At 60.7% G+C, this 17,059-nt stretch carries 14 protein-coding genes; 6 read left to right on the top strand and 8 right to left on the bottom strand.

Annotated elements, in window-relative coordinates:
* From ACSW29_RS26090 to ACSW29_RS26075, 4 genes are all read left to right on the top strand, one after another.
* Complete coding sequence (locus tag ACSW29_RS26090) at nucleotides 1-2,325, top strand: hydantoinase B/oxoprolinase family protein (protein ID WP_448278659.1); 2,325 nt, start codon at nucleotides 1-3, stop codon at nucleotides 2,323-2,325.
* Nucleotides 2,326-2,368: 43 nt separating this feature from the next.
* Nucleotides 2,369-4,066 carry a (2,3-dihydroxybenzoyl)adenylate synthase gene (locus tag ACSW29_RS26085; protein WP_448278658.1) on the top strand — a complete coding sequence of 566 codons (1,698 nt, stop codon included), beginning with the start codon at nucleotides 2,369-2,371 and terminating at the stop codon, nucleotides 4,064-4,066.
* A gap of 390 nt (nucleotides 4,067-4,456) precedes the next feature.
* On the top strand, nucleotides 4,457-6,040 hold the full coding sequence (locus ACSW29_RS26080; protein WP_195791373.1) for an FAD-dependent monooxygenase: 1,584 nt from the start codon (nucleotides 4,457-4,459) through the stop codon (nucleotides 6,038-6,040).
* 37 nt (nucleotides 6,041-6,077) lie between these two features.
* The gene (locus ACSW29_RS26075; RefSeq protein WP_019748739.1) at nucleotides 6,078-6,863 is read left to right on the top strand and encodes a TetR/AcrR family transcriptional regulator; all 786 of its coding nucleotides are present in this window, start codon (nucleotides 6,078-6,080) and stop codon (nucleotides 6,861-6,863) included.
* A gap of 143 nt (nucleotides 6,864-7,006) precedes the next feature.
* On the opposite strand, the gene ACSW29_RS26070 is transcribed toward ACSW29_RS26075, so the two are convergent.
* The 5 genes from ACSW29_RS26070 to ACSW29_RS26050 all read right to left on the bottom strand — a co-directional run bounded on the left by ACSW29_RS26070 (nucleotide 7,007) and on the right by ACSW29_RS26050 (nucleotide 9,989).
* Entirely contained in the window at nucleotides 7,007-7,432 is a 426-nt protein-coding gene (locus tag ACSW29_RS26070; protein ID WP_019748738.1) for a DUF1003 domain-containing protein, read from the bottom strand.
* A gap of 113 nt (nucleotides 7,433-7,545) precedes the next feature.
* Entirely contained in the window at nucleotides 7,546-8,283 is a 738-nt protein-coding gene (locus ACSW29_RS26065) for an SDR family oxidoreductase (protein WP_448278657.1), read from the bottom strand.
* A 10-nt stretch (nucleotides 8,284-8,293) separates the two neighbouring features.
* The gene (locus ACSW29_RS26060; RefSeq protein ID WP_448278656.1) at nucleotides 8,294-8,545 is read right to left on the bottom strand and encodes a hypothetical protein; all 252 of its coding nucleotides are present in this window, start codon (nucleotides 8,543-8,545) and stop codon (nucleotides 8,294-8,296) included.
* A complete protein-coding gene (locus ACSW29_RS26055; RefSeq protein WP_448278655.1) occupies nucleotides 8,542-9,474 on the bottom strand; it encodes a universal stress protein in 933 nt (310 codons plus the stop codon). The genes ACSW29_RS26060 and ACSW29_RS26055 overlap by 4 nt, the downstream gene beginning before the upstream one ends.
* Nucleotides 9,471-9,989 carry a flavodoxin domain-containing protein gene (locus ACSW29_RS26050; RefSeq protein WP_020907987.1) on the bottom strand — a complete coding sequence of 173 codons (519 nt, stop codon included), beginning with the start codon at nucleotides 9,987-9,989 and terminating at the stop codon, nucleotides 9,471-9,473. Before ACSW29_RS26050 ends, ACSW29_RS26055 begins: the two co-directional genes overlap by 4 nt.
* Nucleotides 9,990-10,233: 244 nt before the next feature.
* Here ACSW29_RS26050 and ACSW29_RS26045 point away from each other — a divergent pair, with 244 nt between their 5' ends.
* Nucleotides 10,234-10,608 carry a hypothetical protein gene (locus tag ACSW29_RS26045; RefSeq protein ID WP_021333637.1) on the top strand — a complete coding sequence of 125 codons (375 nt, stop codon included), beginning with the start codon at nucleotides 10,234-10,236 and terminating at the stop codon, nucleotides 10,606-10,608.
* 23 nt (nucleotides 10,609-10,631) lie between these two features.
* Here ACSW29_RS26045 and ACSW29_RS26040 read toward each other — a convergent pair whose 3' ends face one another.
* Genes ACSW29_RS26040 through ACSW29_RS26030 form a run of 3 tightly spaced genes read right to left on the bottom strand, consistent with a single transcriptional unit; the run spans nucleotide 10,632 to nucleotide 15,795 of the window.
* Nucleotides 10,632-13,877 carry an HAD-IA family hydrolase gene (locus ACSW29_RS26040; RefSeq protein WP_448278654.1) on the bottom strand — a complete coding sequence of 1,082 codons (3,246 nt, stop codon included), beginning with the start codon at nucleotides 13,875-13,877 and terminating at the stop codon, nucleotides 10,632-10,634.
* Nucleotides 13,874-14,872 (bottom strand): zinc-binding alcohol dehydrogenase family protein, encoded by a 999-nt coding sequence (locus ACSW29_RS26035; RefSeq protein WP_031333463.1) that lies wholly within the window; start codon nucleotides 14,870-14,872, stop codon nucleotides 13,874-13,876. Before ACSW29_RS26035 ends, ACSW29_RS26040 begins: the two co-directional genes overlap by 4 nt.
* A gap of 35 nt (nucleotides 14,873-14,907) precedes the next feature.
* Nucleotides 14,908-15,795 (bottom strand): universal stress protein, encoded by an 888-nt coding sequence (locus ACSW29_RS26030; protein WP_448278653.1) that lies wholly within the window; start codon nucleotides 15,793-15,795, stop codon nucleotides 14,908-14,910.
* Between the two features lie 234 nt (nucleotides 15,796-16,029).
* Here ACSW29_RS26030 and ACSW29_RS26025 point away from each other — a divergent pair, with 234 nt between their 5' ends.
* Complete coding sequence (locus ACSW29_RS26025) at nucleotides 16,030-17,001, top strand: Acg family FMN-binding oxidoreductase (protein ID WP_347872946.1); 972 nt, start codon at nucleotides 16,030-16,032, stop codon at nucleotides 16,999-17,001.
* The last annotated feature ends 58 nt before the right edge of the window (nucleotides 17,002-17,059 follow it).

The following is a 17,059-nucleotide window of genomic DNA, read 5'->3' as shown; positions in this document are numbered from 1 at the left end:
ATGACCATGCAAATCCCAGGCTCCGAGGTGTTCTCGAGCCGACCGATCGATCCGGACGAACTCGCGCGCACACTTCCCCCGAAGCTGGAAGTTCATAGCGTCACCCAAGAGCAGATCGATAACTTGGACCCGTTGACCTACGAGGTGATCAGGCACCGGCTGTGGTCGGTCACCGACGAAATGGGCGAAGCGCTCAAGCGCATGTCCGGATCGCCGATCGTCACCGACGCCAACGACTTCGACTTTGCGATCAGCGACGAAATCGGCCAGGAAGTTCAGGTCGGGCTGTACAACACCATGCTCGTCGGTGCCGTAGATCTGGCCATTTACTGGACTCTGAAGCACCGCTCGACAAACCCAGGTATCGCAGAGGGCGACATGTTCTTGTGCAACGACCCCTGGGTCGGCGGCGGACTGCATCAGAGTGATGTGATCGTCTACCAACCGATCTTCCACGAGGGCAAGCTGTTTGCCTGGACCAGTGCGATCTGTCACGAACCCGACCTCGGTGGGTCCGGCCTCGGGTCGTTCGATCCCTCAGCCAAGGATGTCTTCTCCGAATCGCTTCCGACACCACCGATCAAGGTCGTTCGCGACTACGAACTGCAGCGCGACGTCTCCGATGCCTGGGTGCGGCGCTCCCGGGTGCCGATGCTCGTCGGACTGGACCTGCGGGCGAAGATCGGCGCAAACACCGTCGGTCGTAACCGGCTGCTCTCCGTGATCGAACAGTACGGTGCTGACACGGTCAAGGCCGTGATGAAGCGGATGATGGCCGACGCCGAGGGCCGCCTGCGCGGAAAGCTCACTTCGCTACCTGACGGGACCTGGAAGGCCACTGGATACCAGGATCAGTCCCAGATCGGCGACCGCGGAATCCACAAGATCACCGTGGCCATGACCAAGACAGCCGACCATCTCACCTTCGATTTCACCGGCACAGACCCACAGACCGGTGTGATCAACTGTACCTACGCCGGTATGCGCGGCGGCGTCATGCTCGCTCTGCTGCCCATTCTCGCCGGCGACATCCCGTGGTCCGCGGGCGGTCTGATGCGCTGCTTCGACTTGGTCTCTGAAGAGGGCACGATCAACAACGCCACCTTCCCTGCTGCCGTCAGCCGTGGACCTATCGGTCCGGCCTGGCTCACAGGAACTCTGATCGCCGAATGTCTGTCCCAGATGCTGGATCGTTCTGTCGATCTCGGTAAGAGTGTGCAGGCGGCCTGCTGCGGCACCTGGGACACAGCTGTGATCGCCGGCCTCGACGAACGCCCCGAACAATCGGTTCCTTTCCTCAACATCATGATGGAACCCATGGCGGGCGGGTACGGAGCTCGGCCTACCGCCGACGGTATGGATACCGGTGGGCTGTTCTGCATTCCGATGGGTCGCATCCCCGACACCGAGATGACCGAATTTCTCTACCCACTGCTCACGTTGTGGCGCCGTGAGGAACCGGACTCCGGTGGGCCTGGACGTCACCGCGGCGGCGTCAGCGCCTCCATCGCCATTACTCCGTACGGCACCAGCCTGCCGATGGGCCTGGTGCTTGCCTCTGCGGGCAAGGCCGTCGCCCAGAACAACGGCCTCGCAGGCGGATATCCGGGCAACACCGGCGTCGAGGTGCTCGCCCGCAATACCGACATCGTCGAGCAGTTTGCAGCCGGCAGCATTCCCGGCTCGCTCCACGAGCTCGGCGGTTGTCGCGAACTCGGGGCTTGCTATGCAGAGAGCTATGTAGCCCCCGGCGAAGTGCTCTACATGCACTGGCAGGGTGGCGGAGGTTACGGTGACCCGCTCCTACGTGACCCGGCGGCTGTGGCAGCGGACTACCGCGAGGGCAAAGTCACGGCATCCGGAGCCGAAACCGTGTACGGCGTCTTGCTCCTCGACGGTGACGTCGACGAAGAACAGACTTTGGGTCGGCGTGAGGAGATGCGCTCCGAGCGGCGAGAGCGCTCCGGCGACATTCCCGCCGACGGCCCCACACTCGAGCTGGCTGGTGCTCGTCGACTCGACGACAACCTCGTCGAGGTCACGATCGGAGACACCCGCGCGATTGGCTGCGCTCAGTGTGGTCGTCTACTCGGCGACGACAAGAACAGCACCACCCTCGACCTCGCGCGATTCGAGGGCCCGTCGTCGATCGCCGGCCCACAGGTCACCTCCGACCCCGCCGAGTACGTCGATGCCGCGGTGGTTTTCCGGCAGCTGTGCTGCCCCGGCTGCTGGACCGCCATCTACTCCGGAATCGTTCCCGCCGATCATCCCGATCATGCGCTTGATTTGGCGCGGCTTTTGCCTGCGGTGGCGGATCGGTGATGTTCCGGACAATCGTGATTACGATCAATAGAGGAGGAAAACGGTGACATTCTCGGATTGGGGCGGACGCCTCGTTCCGTTCCCGGAGGAACGTGCACGTCGCTACCGTGACAGCGGCGCATGGAGTTCCGATCCCACGGGGCGGCGACTGCATCAGATTGCTACCCGCTTCCCGGATCGACCGGCCGTGATCGCCGCCGAAGGGCAGATGAGTTTTGCTGAACTGGACCGCCGTACGGACCAGATCGCCGCCGCGCTGATACGACTCGGCCTTCGCCGACTCGATCCGGTCATCTTCCAACTCACCAACCGCCTGGAGACGGTCCTCGCGTGGTACGGCTGCATCAAGGCGGGGCTGGTACCGGTGGCAACGCTGGCGGCGCACCGCATGCACGAGATCGGGCACGTCAGTCGCAAGGTCGGCGCTGTGGCGCACCTCGTCGAGGCTGGTCTGCCCTCCTTCGACCTCGTCGAGTTCGCCCGCGAACACGCTGCCGGACACCCCACGATGCGGCACATCATCAGCGTCGGCGATGTTGCGAGCAACGATCGGGACGAGGTGACTCGACTCGAAGATCTCGGCCTCGACATCGATCCGCACACGGCGCATGCAGTCGTCGAGCAGATCGCAATACAGACCGATCCGAGTGACGTGGCTGCGTTCCAGCTCTCCGGTGGAACCACTGGAGTTCCCAAGGTCATCCCACGAATTCACGCCGAATACTGGAACAACGCGTTGCTGTACGCAGACAGCCTCGGATGGGACGAGAACAGTCGGGTCGCACATTTGATCCCGATCATCCACAATGCCGGCATCTCGTGCGGGTTGCACGCGGCGCACTCGGTCGGAGCGTGCTTGATTCTCGCGACGGCCGATGCTTCGGTCGCGTTCGATCTGATGACACGGTCCGGCGCTACCGAGGTACTGATCGGGCACGGTCACTACCAAGCCGTCATGACACCGGAGTTCGATCTAGCAGCGGTGTCTCTGAAGCGGATCATCCTTTCGGGGGCCAAGGTTCCGCATGAGCTCTTCGAGCGCGTCGACGACGGCGCTGAGCGGTGGGCAGGCCAGCTGTTCGGCATGGCCGAGGGCTTGTTCACAGTTACCCCTCTCGATGCGCCCGCACAAGCTCGACTGACGACGGTGGGTTCGCCGATCTCCTCCGATGACGAGGTACGCATCCTCGAACCGGGATCCGAGACAGAACTCGGGGATGGGGAGGTCGGAGAATTGTGCTGCCGAGGCCCCTACACGATTCCCGGATACTTCGACGCTCCGGATCACAACCGGGATGCCTTCACCTCCGACGGTTTCTACCGAACCGGAGATCTCGGCACGATCGCCGAGATCGAGGGCGCGCGTTACCTGTCCATCGAGGGCCGGATCAAAGATCTGATCAACAGGGGTGGGGAGAAGATCAACGCCGAAGAACTCGAGCTGCTCCTGTTGGAACATCCTGGCATCGCCAACGTCGCTGTCGTCGCCATGCCGGACCCCCGACTCGGCGAAAGAACGTGTGCGTACGTTGTCGCGACACGCGGTGATGTGTTGGCGCTCAAAGATGTCCAGGAACACTTGGCCCAGCTGGGGGTCGCTAAATTCAAGTGGCCCGAAAGGCTCGAGTGGGTGTCGTCCTTCCCTCAGACGAATGTGGGCAAGATCGACAAGAAGCGTTTGAGGGCCGAGATTGCGGCGAAATTGGTCGATGAATCGGATTCCCGGCCGATCGGGGTTTAGCAAGACACCGGAAGAATCACGGCTGTGAGACGTCGTTGGCGTCTCACAGCCTCTTTCCGGAATCTCGACCTTTGCTCGACTACCTACTGGTTCAAAGTTGTTTTTCTGCAATGTCATTGGCTGGACTGGAGCAATGCACTCAGGTTGTTGTGGACGGAATCGGTGCCGGTGTCGTACTCATCACGTCCTCACCTGGCCGGAGTGGTGAGTCCAGTGCGAAGAACCTGAATTTCTTGACTTTTGACGTCCATGTTGAATAATCTACGTACAGGTCAATTTGTGTTCCGCGTTGATGTTTCGCGGACGGACCGAGGCTAAAAGTTGCCGGTTTGACCATCTGACGTTGGCGACGAATAATCAACGAGTGCGTCACAAAGAGTGGAGTTGGATATGAATCTGGAACGAGTGGCAGTACTAGGTGGCGGACCAGGTGGCCTCTACGCCGCGAGGCTGGTCAAACGCAGTCATCCAGACGCCGATGTGACTGTCTACGAGCAGAGCCGCCCGGATCAGACGTTCGGGTTCGGCGTCGGCTTGGCGTCGCGCACTCAACGGAACTTGCGTGAGGCCGACCCTGCATCGCTCGAAGCCATTGTCGGGGCCGCGCACCCTCACGAGATGTCAATGCAGGTCGGCGACAAAATGGCTACGCTGGCGCACGGTGAACTCCTTGCCGTCGCGCGCACCACCCTGCTCGCGGTACTTCAGCAACAAGCGCAAAATGCCGGTGTGCGAATGCATTTCGGCGAACGGCGCGAAGCCGCAGAACTCGATGTGGACCTCGTCATCGCAGCAGACGGAATCAACAGCGCAACACGCACACAGATGGCCGACACCTTCGGCCCTCGCGTAAGTACCGGGGCCGGCCTCTACTTGTGGTGTGGAACCGAGTTTGCACTCCCTCGCGCAATCTTTGTTCCGGTCACCACTGAACACGGCACCTTCGTCGCTCACGCTTACCCGTACGCCGGGGACCGCAGCACTTTCCTCGTCGAAACCGACGAGGAAACATGGCGGCGAGCCGGATTCGATGTCTCCACCGACCGGACAGCTCCCGCTGACAGTGACGGCTTCGCCCTGGAATATTTGCAGCGTGCGTTCGCGGACACCCTCCAAGGCCACCGACTGATCGGGAACAGAACCCGGTGGACACGCTTTCGTACCATTTCGTGCGAGCGCTGGCACAGCGGCAAGACTGTCCTGCTTGGCGACGCGGCCCATACAGCTCACTACTCCATCGGATCAGGCACCAAACTTGCCATGGAGGACGCCATCGCCCTCGACCATGCACTCATCGCCGCACAGACTGTCGAGGACGCCCTCGTGGCGTACGAAAAGGTGCGGCGGCCCGCTGTCGAATATCTCCAGGAGATCGCGCGGCGCAGCGAACTCTGGTGGGAGTCGTTCCCGGAGCGGATGAACCTGCCACTCGAGCAGCTGATGATCGCCTACATGACCCGCGCCGGGAAAGTCAGCGTCGGCCGCTTTCACGACTCCGCCCCCACACTGGTTCAAAAGGGGCTTGCGAGCTACGGCAACGTACCTGTCGGCGCGGTACCCCCGACGGATATCGAGGACTGGATCCTTGCGCAATCCCTCGATCATGACCAAGACCGGTTCGAGGACCGTGTCGCGACTTCGGAGCTGCGTGACGCTGGCTCCACCGCAGTGATCAACATTGATTTCGACTCCGCGTGGGGCGTCGAAGCCGCTGACATCGTGGAAACCGCACCCATTGCCCGGGCGCTCTGGTTGACAGGACCTCCGTCGCGGGCTGCCGTCCTCACCCGACTCGACCTTGCCGAACGGCTTCGCGGTCGTACGGGGTCCCTGCTCGTAGTCGAAGCACCGTCGTCATGCCGCGAGGACATTGCCGCCGGCCTGGCCAGTGCGCGCATCGACCTCGCCTTCTTCGATGAACCCGAATCGATTCCTGCTGATCCGGAGCTCTCCTCGTTCGGGGCCTCGGCGTGAGCGCAAACATCCTCCTCGGCCGGGCTATTCTTCGGGCATGACAAGCGAGGAAGCCGCGGCCAGGCGCCGTTCCCGGGGACGGGGCAAGTTGACCACGACAGATCAGGATGCCATCGAGGGCGCGGCAACCCGCAGCAACCCGCGTCGGGAACTCGTGGAGAAGCAAATAATGGAGCAGGCCACCCGCCTGTTCGCTGAGAAAGGCTTTGCGAGTACGACACTGCAGGACATTGCGGACGCGACCGGCCTGACCCGGCCGGCGCTCTATCATTACGTGGCCAACAAGGACGAACTCCTCTCCCGCCTCGTGAGTGAAAGCACAGAGACACCCGCGGCTCTTCTGCACGAGATCAATGACCGCCCCGACTTGGGCCCTACCGAAAAACTGCGCCAAATGGCAACAGCCATCGCCCTGCACCAGGCGCAAGGGCCGGACAGATTCCGATTGATCATCCGATCGGAAGCTGAACTCCCCGAGGACATCGCAACCACGTACCACCACAGCCGCCGACATGTGCTCAAGGAATTCATCCGCGTCATCGAGGAAGGAATTCGCGCCGGCGAGATGCGCCCCGTCGACCCCCGTACTGCGGCGCTCGGCGTTATCGGCATGATCAACTGGATCGCCTGGTGGCACCAACCAGGCGACCTCGAGAACGACCGTGCTGTCGCAAACCAACTCGCCGACATGGCATTACATTCGCTCATCCAGGAGAATCCGCATACCGAAACTTCCGAAGGTCCCGCCAGGGCGATTGCCTTGCTTCGCCAGGACCTCAACTATCTGGAGCGGTTACTCGACGAATCTACGGAGTTGGGCTGAGCACTCTGGATTTGTCCTGGCTCGGCCTCTGGGTGAGAGCGGGAAGTGCGAATACCGCTCGACATCGCCAAGGATGACGTTTCATTCTCACTTCGCAAGTGTTCGACGAAACCGGTGAACCCGCCGGGATCGACGCGGTGACGTCACCCTGCGGTGTGTTCCGGAGTGCAGACATGCTTGTGGATCTCCCGCGAGAGTTCCGCGACGGTCTCGGTCAGTGCCGTGTTCGCCTCGATCAACTGTCGGAGTTGATTGGTGTTGTCGAGAGTGTGAACCGCGACTTCACTACTGATGGCATCCGCCCGTTTCGCCGAGATCAACAGAATTGCTCCCTGCATGCCGGCAAGCATCGACAAAAATAGATTCAGCAGAATGAACGGGTAGGGATCGAAACCGGTATTGCCGTTGAACCCTGCCCAGATTCCCATGATCGCGACGAACACGAAGACGAACGGCCACGACCCCATACCGTTGCGGACCACATCGGCCGCACGTTCTCCGCGGGTCAGCTCCGAACCCGTGCGGACTGCGGGATGCAGATGCCACCGATTCTTGTTTCCGAGTCTCATGGTTCTGCGTCTCATGGTTCTGCGTCTCATGGTTCACCGCCTCATGGTTCACCATTGTGCGCTTGCCGCTGGTCGTGTTCAGTTCAGGTCGACTATCCTCGGTATTCTTTCGGCTACGAGCGATGTCGCCCCGCAGAGTACCCACCGTCGACGACAAATTCTGTGCCGGTGGAGTACGTCGCTTCGCTGACGATGAAGCGCACTGTCGATGCTATCTCGTTCGGACTTCCGAGACGCGGGATAGGCTGATCGGAAACGAAGGGCAAACCGCCGAAATCATTTGTCGCTGAGCCTTGTATCGGTCCGGGATGAACGGAACAAACTCGCACGTTGTTACCGCACAGGTCGAGGGCCGCCGCCTTGGTAAGTCCTCGAAGGCCCCATTCGCTGGCAACGTAAGCACCCATTCCCTGGTATCCGGTCAGGCCCGCTGCGGAGGAGATGTTCACGATTGCACCTCCGCCCGCGGCTGTCAGGGACTTTGCAGCACAGTGTATTCCGAGCCATGCTCCGTACAGGTTGGTATTCAGAACATGTTTGAACTGCGTGGGGCGTTGTAGTTGCACGCTTCCCGGCTCGATGATTCCGGCATTGTTGACGAGGACGGACAGATGTCCGTAAGTTGACTCGGCTGTGTCGATGGCGGATTCCCAACTCTCCGGTTGTGTCACGTCGAGACGCTGGAACGCCACGCGGTCACCGAGTTTCGATGCTGTAGCGTTTCCTTCTCCTTCGAGGAGGTCGCCGATGAGGACTCCGAACCCTTCTTCGGACAGGGCTTTGGCGATGGCCGCACCAACCTGGCCCGCTCCTCCGGAAATGAGAGCACTTCTTCCGTCGTGGTCGGTCATGCGTAGCCCCTCAGTTGAAGTTGTCGGCCTTGCTGTCGAGATAGCTGATGATGCGTTGCCGCGCCAGTCGTTCGCTGAGTTCAGGTCGGGCTTGCGGTGTTGTCCAGGACAGATCGTCGAGGCAGCCCATCATGACGATGTTGATGCATTCCGCCGAGATGAGTCCCTTGAACTCCGCGTCGAGTCGATTGACCGTGGCGGAGTATTGGTTGCGGTCCGACGGCGAGTTCGGTGGTGAGTGGGGTTCGAGGTGCGTTGTCACTTGTTCTGGTCCTTCTGGCGGATCGGGGACGAAACGATCAGCAACGGGCAGGACACTGTGTGCATGAGACGGCGACTCGTGGAGCCGAGTAACATCGACGAGAATCCGCCCCGTCCTCGCCGACCCACGAGGACGAGTTGCGCTGATTTCGATTCGATTTCCAATTGCCTTGCAGGATTGTCACGTACGACGACACATCGAACGGCGACGTCGGGGTACTCCTCCCTCCACCCCGCAAGCCTTTCCGCCAAGACCGCATGCTCGGCGGTAGAGATCGTGTCCCAGTCCAGCGATACACCGTCAGGGTCGGAGCGAAACACGGTTGTAAGGTCGGAGTCGCTCCAGGCATGGACTGCAGTGAGCTCCACTCTGTGGAGTGAAGCGGTCTCGAACGCTTCGGCAATCGCGGGTTCGCTGTTCTCTGTCCCGTCGATACCCACCACTATCGGGCCGCTCATCTGCGGCTGTTTCGACTTCGGGACGTTTCGGATGACTGCGACAGGCACGTTCGAATGGAGAACCACTGCCGCGCTGACGGAGCCGAGTATCGCGTCGGCGAATTGATTGAGCCCGTGTGATCCGACGACAAGCATCGCAGCCGTGCGGGATTCGTCAAGGAGTGCTTCTACACCGTTTCCGAATCTCAGCTTGTCGACGATCTGTAATTCTCTGTCTCCCAGCGTCGCTGCGGACAGCAGCGCCTCGGAACGAGCTGTGGAGAGTCGTTCGCGACCAACAGTTCGTTGGTCTGGAAACCGTGGTGCACCGAGTTTGACAGCACCGCCGAAAGTGTCTGCTTCGACAGGCATCACGGACAGTAAGTGGAGCGGTCGAGTGCGAAGTACGGCTTCTCGGGCCGCCCATCGAACTGCGGAAAGCGCCGGTGCCGACCCGTCGACACCCACCACGATTGGTGCTCCGCGGTTCATGATGTCTCCTCTGATTCGAAATGCCGTGTGGTGCGAGCTGTCCCGAGGATCGACTCAGCCCAGGAGCGAACCGAAGCCCAATCCCGGAAGTCGCCTTCAGGCGCGTGAACGACTCGTACGGCTACTCGTTCACCGAACCCCAATCCTTCGCGGTCGAGTTTGCCTGCGAAGGATTTGTGTTCGACTGCACCGGTTTTCTCCATCAAGGTGGCAATGTCGGACGGAACACCGGTCGTGGATTCGCCCGAACCGATCGGTCCCGAGGAGAACAGCCAAACCTGGCGAAGCCGCAATGCATCCGAGAAGCGTTTGGTGAATTCCTCTGCGTCCTTCATCCAGTGCCCCATATAGATCGCGCTCCCGAGAACTATCGTGTCGTACTCGGTGAGTTCGAGAACGTCGTCGGGGTGACGGCGGTCTGCATCCATTCCGCTCTCTCGCAGGGATTTTGCGAGGAAATCTGCGATTTCGCTTGTCGAACCGTGGCGGCTTGCGGCCGTGACCAGTGTTTTCATCCAGTGCTCCGCTCGGGAATCAACACGGTGATTGCTCACATGCACTCGCCGTGCTCGGGTGATCGTGATTCGAATTGTGCCGGGGTCAGGACTTCCTGGTCAGGGCCGCGAGGTGCACGAAAAAGGGTCTTTCGGCCTTCTGATCCGTGTGCCGCCGACACCTGTGGTGGTGGTTGTTGTGCGCTAGCGTCGACGGCAGAGAGCGACTCGACTCGACCGGTACGACTGCTCAGGAGGCCCGGCAATGAATCAACCGAAAATTGCGCGTTTGGTGAGCGAGACAGGGGATACGGTGACGGTCTCAGGGGGAGAGGGCGCAGTCAGGTCCTTCCCGGTCGGGGTATGGATGCTGACAGATGGTCAGCGGGTAGTGATCGTGGGTGAAGGTGGACCACTGTCGACGGCGACAGTCGACGGCAGCGCGCTGGTCGCTGCGGTCCATGCGCGATGGCCTGGCGCTGTCGTCCTCGAGAGGATGCCTGTCACGGGCAGCGCTGCTGACCCGAGAGCGTATTCGGCCAGGTATGTCGAGGTTCGCGATGACGGCTCCCACGGCGAGCCTGCGTATGCGGATCTGTCCGACGCCGGATTCGCCCTGGGGTCGATCGACGCCTCGTGACAGCCCCTAGCTGTTCGGACCCCCTAGCTGTTCGAGCTCCCTGGCTGTTCGGACTCCACGGTGACCGACGAGCCTGCAGCAAAGGTGTAGCTGGTGTCGTCGATCGAAAGTGCGATCGGTGGGACATCTTTCGTCTCCGATGTCACAGTCACAGCCGAATGGGTGCACTGGATTCGAAGACGGTGGCCACGGTAATAGATCGTGAAGGCAAGTTCACGCAGCTCGACGGGTAATTGCGGATGCAGCCACAGAATATCGTCCCGAAAATCGAGCCCTGTGTAGCAGCGTTCGAGAATATCGATCGCGCCCGCCATCGCTCCGAGATGGATTCCTTCCCTGGTACTTCCGCTCCGAGCGTCGGACAGATCCGCGGCCAGTGCATCGCGGAGCATGGCCCACGACTGTGATCGGTTGCCTCGCACAAGGACCCAGGTGTGGGAAATTCGGCTCAGTGTCGAACCGTGCGTCGTACGCTCGAGGTAGTAATCGATCATCGCCGGGATCACGGAGGGATCGAACTCGTACCCCAATCGCGTGATCAACTCAGTCAGTTCCTCAGCGGTGAATACGTAGAGCAACATGAGGATGTCTGCCTGTTTCGAGGCCTTGTAGTGGATCGATGAGTCTCCCTCTGCCTCGAGTATGAGATCCAGGCGGCCGATGTCCCCGTATCGTGACCGGTAGTCGGCCCAATCCAGCTCGGTCAACGCGCCGAAACCCTCGAATTGACTGATCAGGCCGTTGTCGAGGAAAGTCAGGCGCAGTCGCCTGCTCAGTCGGTCCCACGACACCAACTCCTCGTCGGTCACATCGAGGCGCCCAGGGAAGTATCGGTTGTCATTCCGGAGTACCCGAACCGCCTCGACCGCACGTATGAGCGACCATTCCGTCATGACGTTCACGTATGCGTTGTTGTCGATCCCGGTGCCGGGGCGGTCGGGATAGCCGTCATGGAATTCATCTGGGCCCATGACACCGCGGATATCGTATCTGTCGCTGCTCGCGTCGTATTCGGACTTTGCCATCCAAAATCGCGCATTCTCGATGAGTAGATCGACCCCGTGATTACCGAGAAATTCCAGATCGGTTGTCGTTTGCCAATATCGCCAGACATTGTGGGCGATTGCGAGGTTGACGTGGTACTGGCGACGAGAGTGATCGGGTATCCAGCGGGCAGACCTCGGGTTGAAGAGGAAGGGCGGTGTTTCTTCTCGACCGTCGCTGCCGCTTTGCCAAGGAAAGAGAGCGCCGTGCAGGTTCAACCCTCGGGCGTTTCGGCGCGCCCGGGCTAACCGCCGGCACCGATAGAGCAGCAACGACGATGTCAACTCCGGAAGCCGACGCGTCAGGATTGGCACAACGAACAATTCATCCCAGAAGACGTGACCGCGGTATGCCTCGCCATGGAGTCCTCGAGCGGGAACTCCGACGTCGAGATCTGTCGTGTGGGTCGACAGTGTCTGAAGTACGTGAAGGAGTAATACATTCGTCGCCAGAGCGGTGGAGTCTTCCGTAGCGAGTGTTATGCCGAATTGGTTCCAGAGCCAGTCCCAAGCGGCGCAGTGGCGTCGAAACAGTGCGCCGTGATTCTCTGCTTCCTGGACTCGTTGCCACGCGGCGGACTTTGGATCGAGTGTTGACTTATCGCGGGAGGTGAAGAGCGCCGACGTCTTCTCGACGGTGACGGGTTTGGCGACCGTGATTCGGCAGCGGATGACCTGCACGATTCCAGTGTGGTCTGTGTTCACGCGGCGGTTGTGTTGCGTGGTTGATCCGTCGACGTCGGTCAGGCGGAGACGCTCGGCTTGGGTGATGCGGATGTGGGAGCTAGTGGTTTGGACCGTTGCGGAAATGCATTGGTCGCCGACGGTATCCAAAGCGAGGACTTCGAGATGTTTTTTGGCCAGTTTCGAATAGTCCGGAACATTGTTGTTGACGACGTCGGTGGTGATCCCGGATGCGATGTCGATCGATCCATCCCAGTTTTCGGCTGCGACGGTCATGGTGATCGCGGCTACGTGTGGATCGTCCATCGATACGATCCGGCGTTGTCGAATTCGAGTGACGCGACCGCGCGTATCGCGGAATACACTTTCTCTGGAACAGATTCCATGCTCGAGATCAACTGCTTCGTGGTGGTGCGTGACAAGCGCTGATGGGGATTGGAGCAGTTCTCCGTCAGGACCTGTGACGGTAAATGTCGTCCAGTCCGGCAGATTGACCACGCTTTCGTCCTCGCGTACGTGTCCGTCCACATCCGAGGTGAGTCGGTTGTAACACCCCGCGACATAGGTGCCGGGATAGTGGAGGCCGTCATCGTGGGACTCAGACAACGCGCCTCGCGTGGCAAAGTAGCCATTTCCCACGGTCGACATGGTCTCGCGAAGGCCAGTGGCGCTCGGATCTATCCCGCGATATTCGAGTGTGGAGTTGGGCTCATTTCCTGATATACAGAGTCGGCATCCAGGGTCGTGGTTATCGCCTTCGCGCGTTGTGGCCGTGACGAAGTGGAAGTTGACCTCGCCGATGGCGGTGACGGCGAGGTCGGCGCCGTTCTCGGTGAGAGATTCGAGATTTTCGCTTGGGCCAAGACCGATTCGCAGACCGAATCCACCGGATCGGGCGGCGCGGATTCCAGCGATCGAGTCTTCGACGACGACGCATTCGGCTGGCGGGATCGACAGTCTTCGTGCGGTTTCCAGATAGGTGTCTGGATCCGGTTTGCCGTCCAACCCGAGTAGTGCAATGTCGGCGCCGTCGAGTCGGATGTCGAAATAGTCAGATACACAGGCATTCTCGAGTACTCGTCGCGCGTTTTTACTTGCCGACACCACAGCAGTGAGTACGCCGGCGGCGCGTAGTTGCTGAATCCACCTCACGGTCGGGACGATCACCCCGACTCCTTCTCGTTCGAGTTCCGCGAGGAAGAATCGGTTTTTGCGCTCGAGGAGATTATTGACGGTAGTGGCGTCGGGAGGATCGTCGGGATGCCCCAGGGGGAGTTCGATTTTCCGCGATTCGAGGTATGACCGGAGGCCTTTCTGTCTTTCTTTGCCGTCGATGAATTCTCGATAGTCCTCGTCGTCGAGTTCCACATCGCCGACGTCGCCGTGCGCGCTCAATTCGTGAAACAGGCGCCCCCAGGCGGCTCGATGGGTATGTCGGGTGTCGGTCACGACACCGTCCATGTCGAACAAGACAGCGCGAAAGACGCGTCTACGAATGACCACCGACGCGTGTTCGGAGGTCGCCGCGCGCCAGATGGTCATGGCACCAGCACTGCTGCGCCAGTGACTCGATCTGCCGCCAAGTCTTCCAGTGCCCGATTCGCTCCGCTGAGTGGATAGGGCATGGTGCTGACGCGGAGGTGATGATTGTCTGCGAATTCGAGAAACTCCTGTGCATCTCGCCTGGTATTCGAAGTCACCGAGCGAACCTCGCGTTCGTAGAACAGGTGCTTCTGGTAGTTCAGTACAGGCACATCCGTGAGGTGTATTCCGGCGATCGACAGGACGCCGGCTCGGTCCAGTGCTTCGAGGGCAGTGGGAACGAGATCACCGACTGGCGCGAAAAGGATTGCCGAATCGAGCAGTTCCGGTGGATGGTCGTATGCACCTTGCACCGATGCGGCTCCGAGATCGTGGGCCAGTTCGCGCGCGGATCTGCTGCGCGTCATCACATGCACCTGTGCGCCTCGAGCAAGTGCGACCTGCGTCGCAAGGTGTGCACTTGCGCCGAAACCGTAAACTCCCAGCCGCCCACCTTCCGGCAGGTCGGCACGCTCGAGCGCACGGAATCCGATGATTCCCGCACAGAGTAGCGGAGCGAGTTCGTTGTCCGTATACCCAGACGGGAGTTTGAGTGCGAATCCTTCTGATATAGAAGTATATTCGGCAAATCCACCGTTGACATCCCAGCCGGTATAGGTGGAGTTCGGGCACAGGTTCTCAGCGCCGCGTAGGCAGTAGCGACACACACCGCACGTCGAGTGAAGCCACGGAATCCCCACACGGTTACCGGGCTTGAAGGCGTCGACAGCCGTCCCGACCGCCTCGACGAGCCCGACAACTTCGTGACCCGGTACGACATTGCGTCGGTGAACCGGAAGGTCGCCTACGGCGACGTGGAGGTCGGTGCGGCACACTCCGCACGCGAGAACACGAACAAGTAGTTCATTCGCGCCGATTTCCGGGCGGGGGACCAGTCGCCTTACAAGAGGATGCGTCCCGAGCGAACCGGGGGAGTCGACATGCCACGACATCATCCACTCGTCGGAGGGCGTGCGGGGTGCCATCTCGATCATCGATGGCTGTTGACGACCAACACCGGACAGTGCGCGTCGTGGAGGACCTCTCGACAGGTGCTCCCGAGAAGCATGCCGCTGAATCCGCCGCGGCCGCGGCGTCCCAGAACTACCAACTGTGCCCGCTCGGAGTGGTGGACGAGATTTTGACCCGGCTTGTCCTTGACTACGACAGTATTTACTGGAACATCGGGGTAACGATCACCGAATCCGGCCAGGCTCTCGGCGAGCAGTGCGCGTTCGGTGTCTTGGCGGGCTCGCCAATCGACCTCGCGAAACTTCGAGAAGACAACGTCGAGAACTACGTCCGACCACGCATGGACGGCGACCAACTCGACGCCACGTAGTGACGCTTCCTCGAAGGCAGTTGCGATGGCTGGTTCGCTGTGTACGCTGCCGTCGACCCCGACTACTACAGGGCGAACGGAGACGTCCTCGTCGCCGCCGAGTCCTCGGACGACGGCGACCGGGCACAGTGAATGCACTGCCAGCGACGAACTCACCGAACCCAGGAGACCTCCGGTGTATTCACCGTGTCCGCGGCTTCCGACGACGATGACCCGGGCAGTCTTGGAGATTTCACGGAGCACCGGTATGGGTGGATCCGAAGCCAATTCGACGTCGATCTGGACTGTTCGTTCGCCGATCGCTTGTTTCGCCAGTTCGGTGGCCTCGGCAAGTCGTTTTTTGGCGGCTGCTTCTTGTTCGTCGAAATAGAAGGCCGGCATCCCGATGGGTACGCCATAGGTGGTGGGAGTGAACATCGTCGTCAGCAGGAGTAAGGGTGCAGCTCGGAGGGCGGATTCGTGAGCGCCCCACCACACTGCGTCCCGTGACTGCGAAGATCCGTCATACCCGACAACAACGGGTGGATTGATTTTCACAACTGATCTCCTTCTCGTCGGAACGGATGTCAACTGGCCGTGACCGAATCCTTCGTGAACGAGGCTGCCGATGGCAGAGGAGAAAGTCATTTTCGGTGTCACCAGTCGGATTGGGCCGACCTTCACAGGGCCGGCGTTGCGGTGACCATTGGCACTTATGCAGAGCGGACGACCCTGAGACGCTACTACTGAGAGCGGCACGTACGACTTCGGGCCGCTGAGATCGGAGGAGACATGAACCTCACCAAACCGGATTCGAGTGTCGTACAGCTCGCCGTCGATCTCGCGTGTCGGGCGCCGTCCTTGCACAACAGCCAACCGTGGCGGTGGACGTACGCCGACGGGCGGTTACAGCTGTTCGGCGATCACCGTAGACTTCTCCGGGCAGCTGACCCGACCGGACGGCAACTGCATATCAGTTGCGGCGCCGCACTCGATCACCTCCGAGTGGGCCTGCTGGGGCTACGTTGGAGTGCCGACATTCACTACGAAGACCGCGGAGTCTCCCCGAATCTATTTGCCACGGTAGAGTTTCGACACGATGCGCGGCCGCGCTCGCACGACTTCGACATGCTCGCCGCGATACGTCGGCGGCGCACCGACCGCCGCGCTTTCGGGATGTTCGACGCAATCGACGAGCTGACCGACTGTGTGGCGGAAGTAGGTCGCAAACTCGACGTCGGCGTAACGGTAATGGACTCGGATCAACGAGCCGGTCTGCTTCGCGCAACCGAAGCGTCGGCCGCTGCTCGCCGATATGATTCCGAGTATCAAGCGGAGTTGCATTGGTGGGCTGGGCATTCCATGTCCTCGGGTGGAATTCCGGAGACTTCGCTTGTTTCCGGTGGTGGCAGCGTCCCCATCGCCCGGACTTTTCCCGCGCGCCGTAATGCCGCGATGGGGGACCAAGGCGCAATCGACGAATCGACGGTATTGGCAATTGGCACAACCACTGACACCCGGCGCGACTGGCTGCGGTGTGGTCAGGTGCTCTCGTCGATACTGCTCGAAGCGACGGTTCGGGGCGCGGCGACGTGCCCACTGTCACACATGACCGAAGTGCCTGGCAGTCGTGCTCTGCTCAACCAGTTGGTGCCGGAAGTCGGCGTTCCTCAGATGCTGGTTCGTATCGGGCGCGCGCCTGGCGGCACTCCGCCCGTCATGACCACTCGCAGGTCGATGTCCGAGGTCCTTACCGTGACGTGACGAACTTGTCGGGAAACACCCGTTAGGTGCAGTGACGTCCGCGTTCGCTGATTCGTTC

The organism is Rhodococcus sp. GB-02 (assembly GCF_053470465.1).
This window is presented reverse-complemented; position numbering and strand designations above follow the sequence as displayed.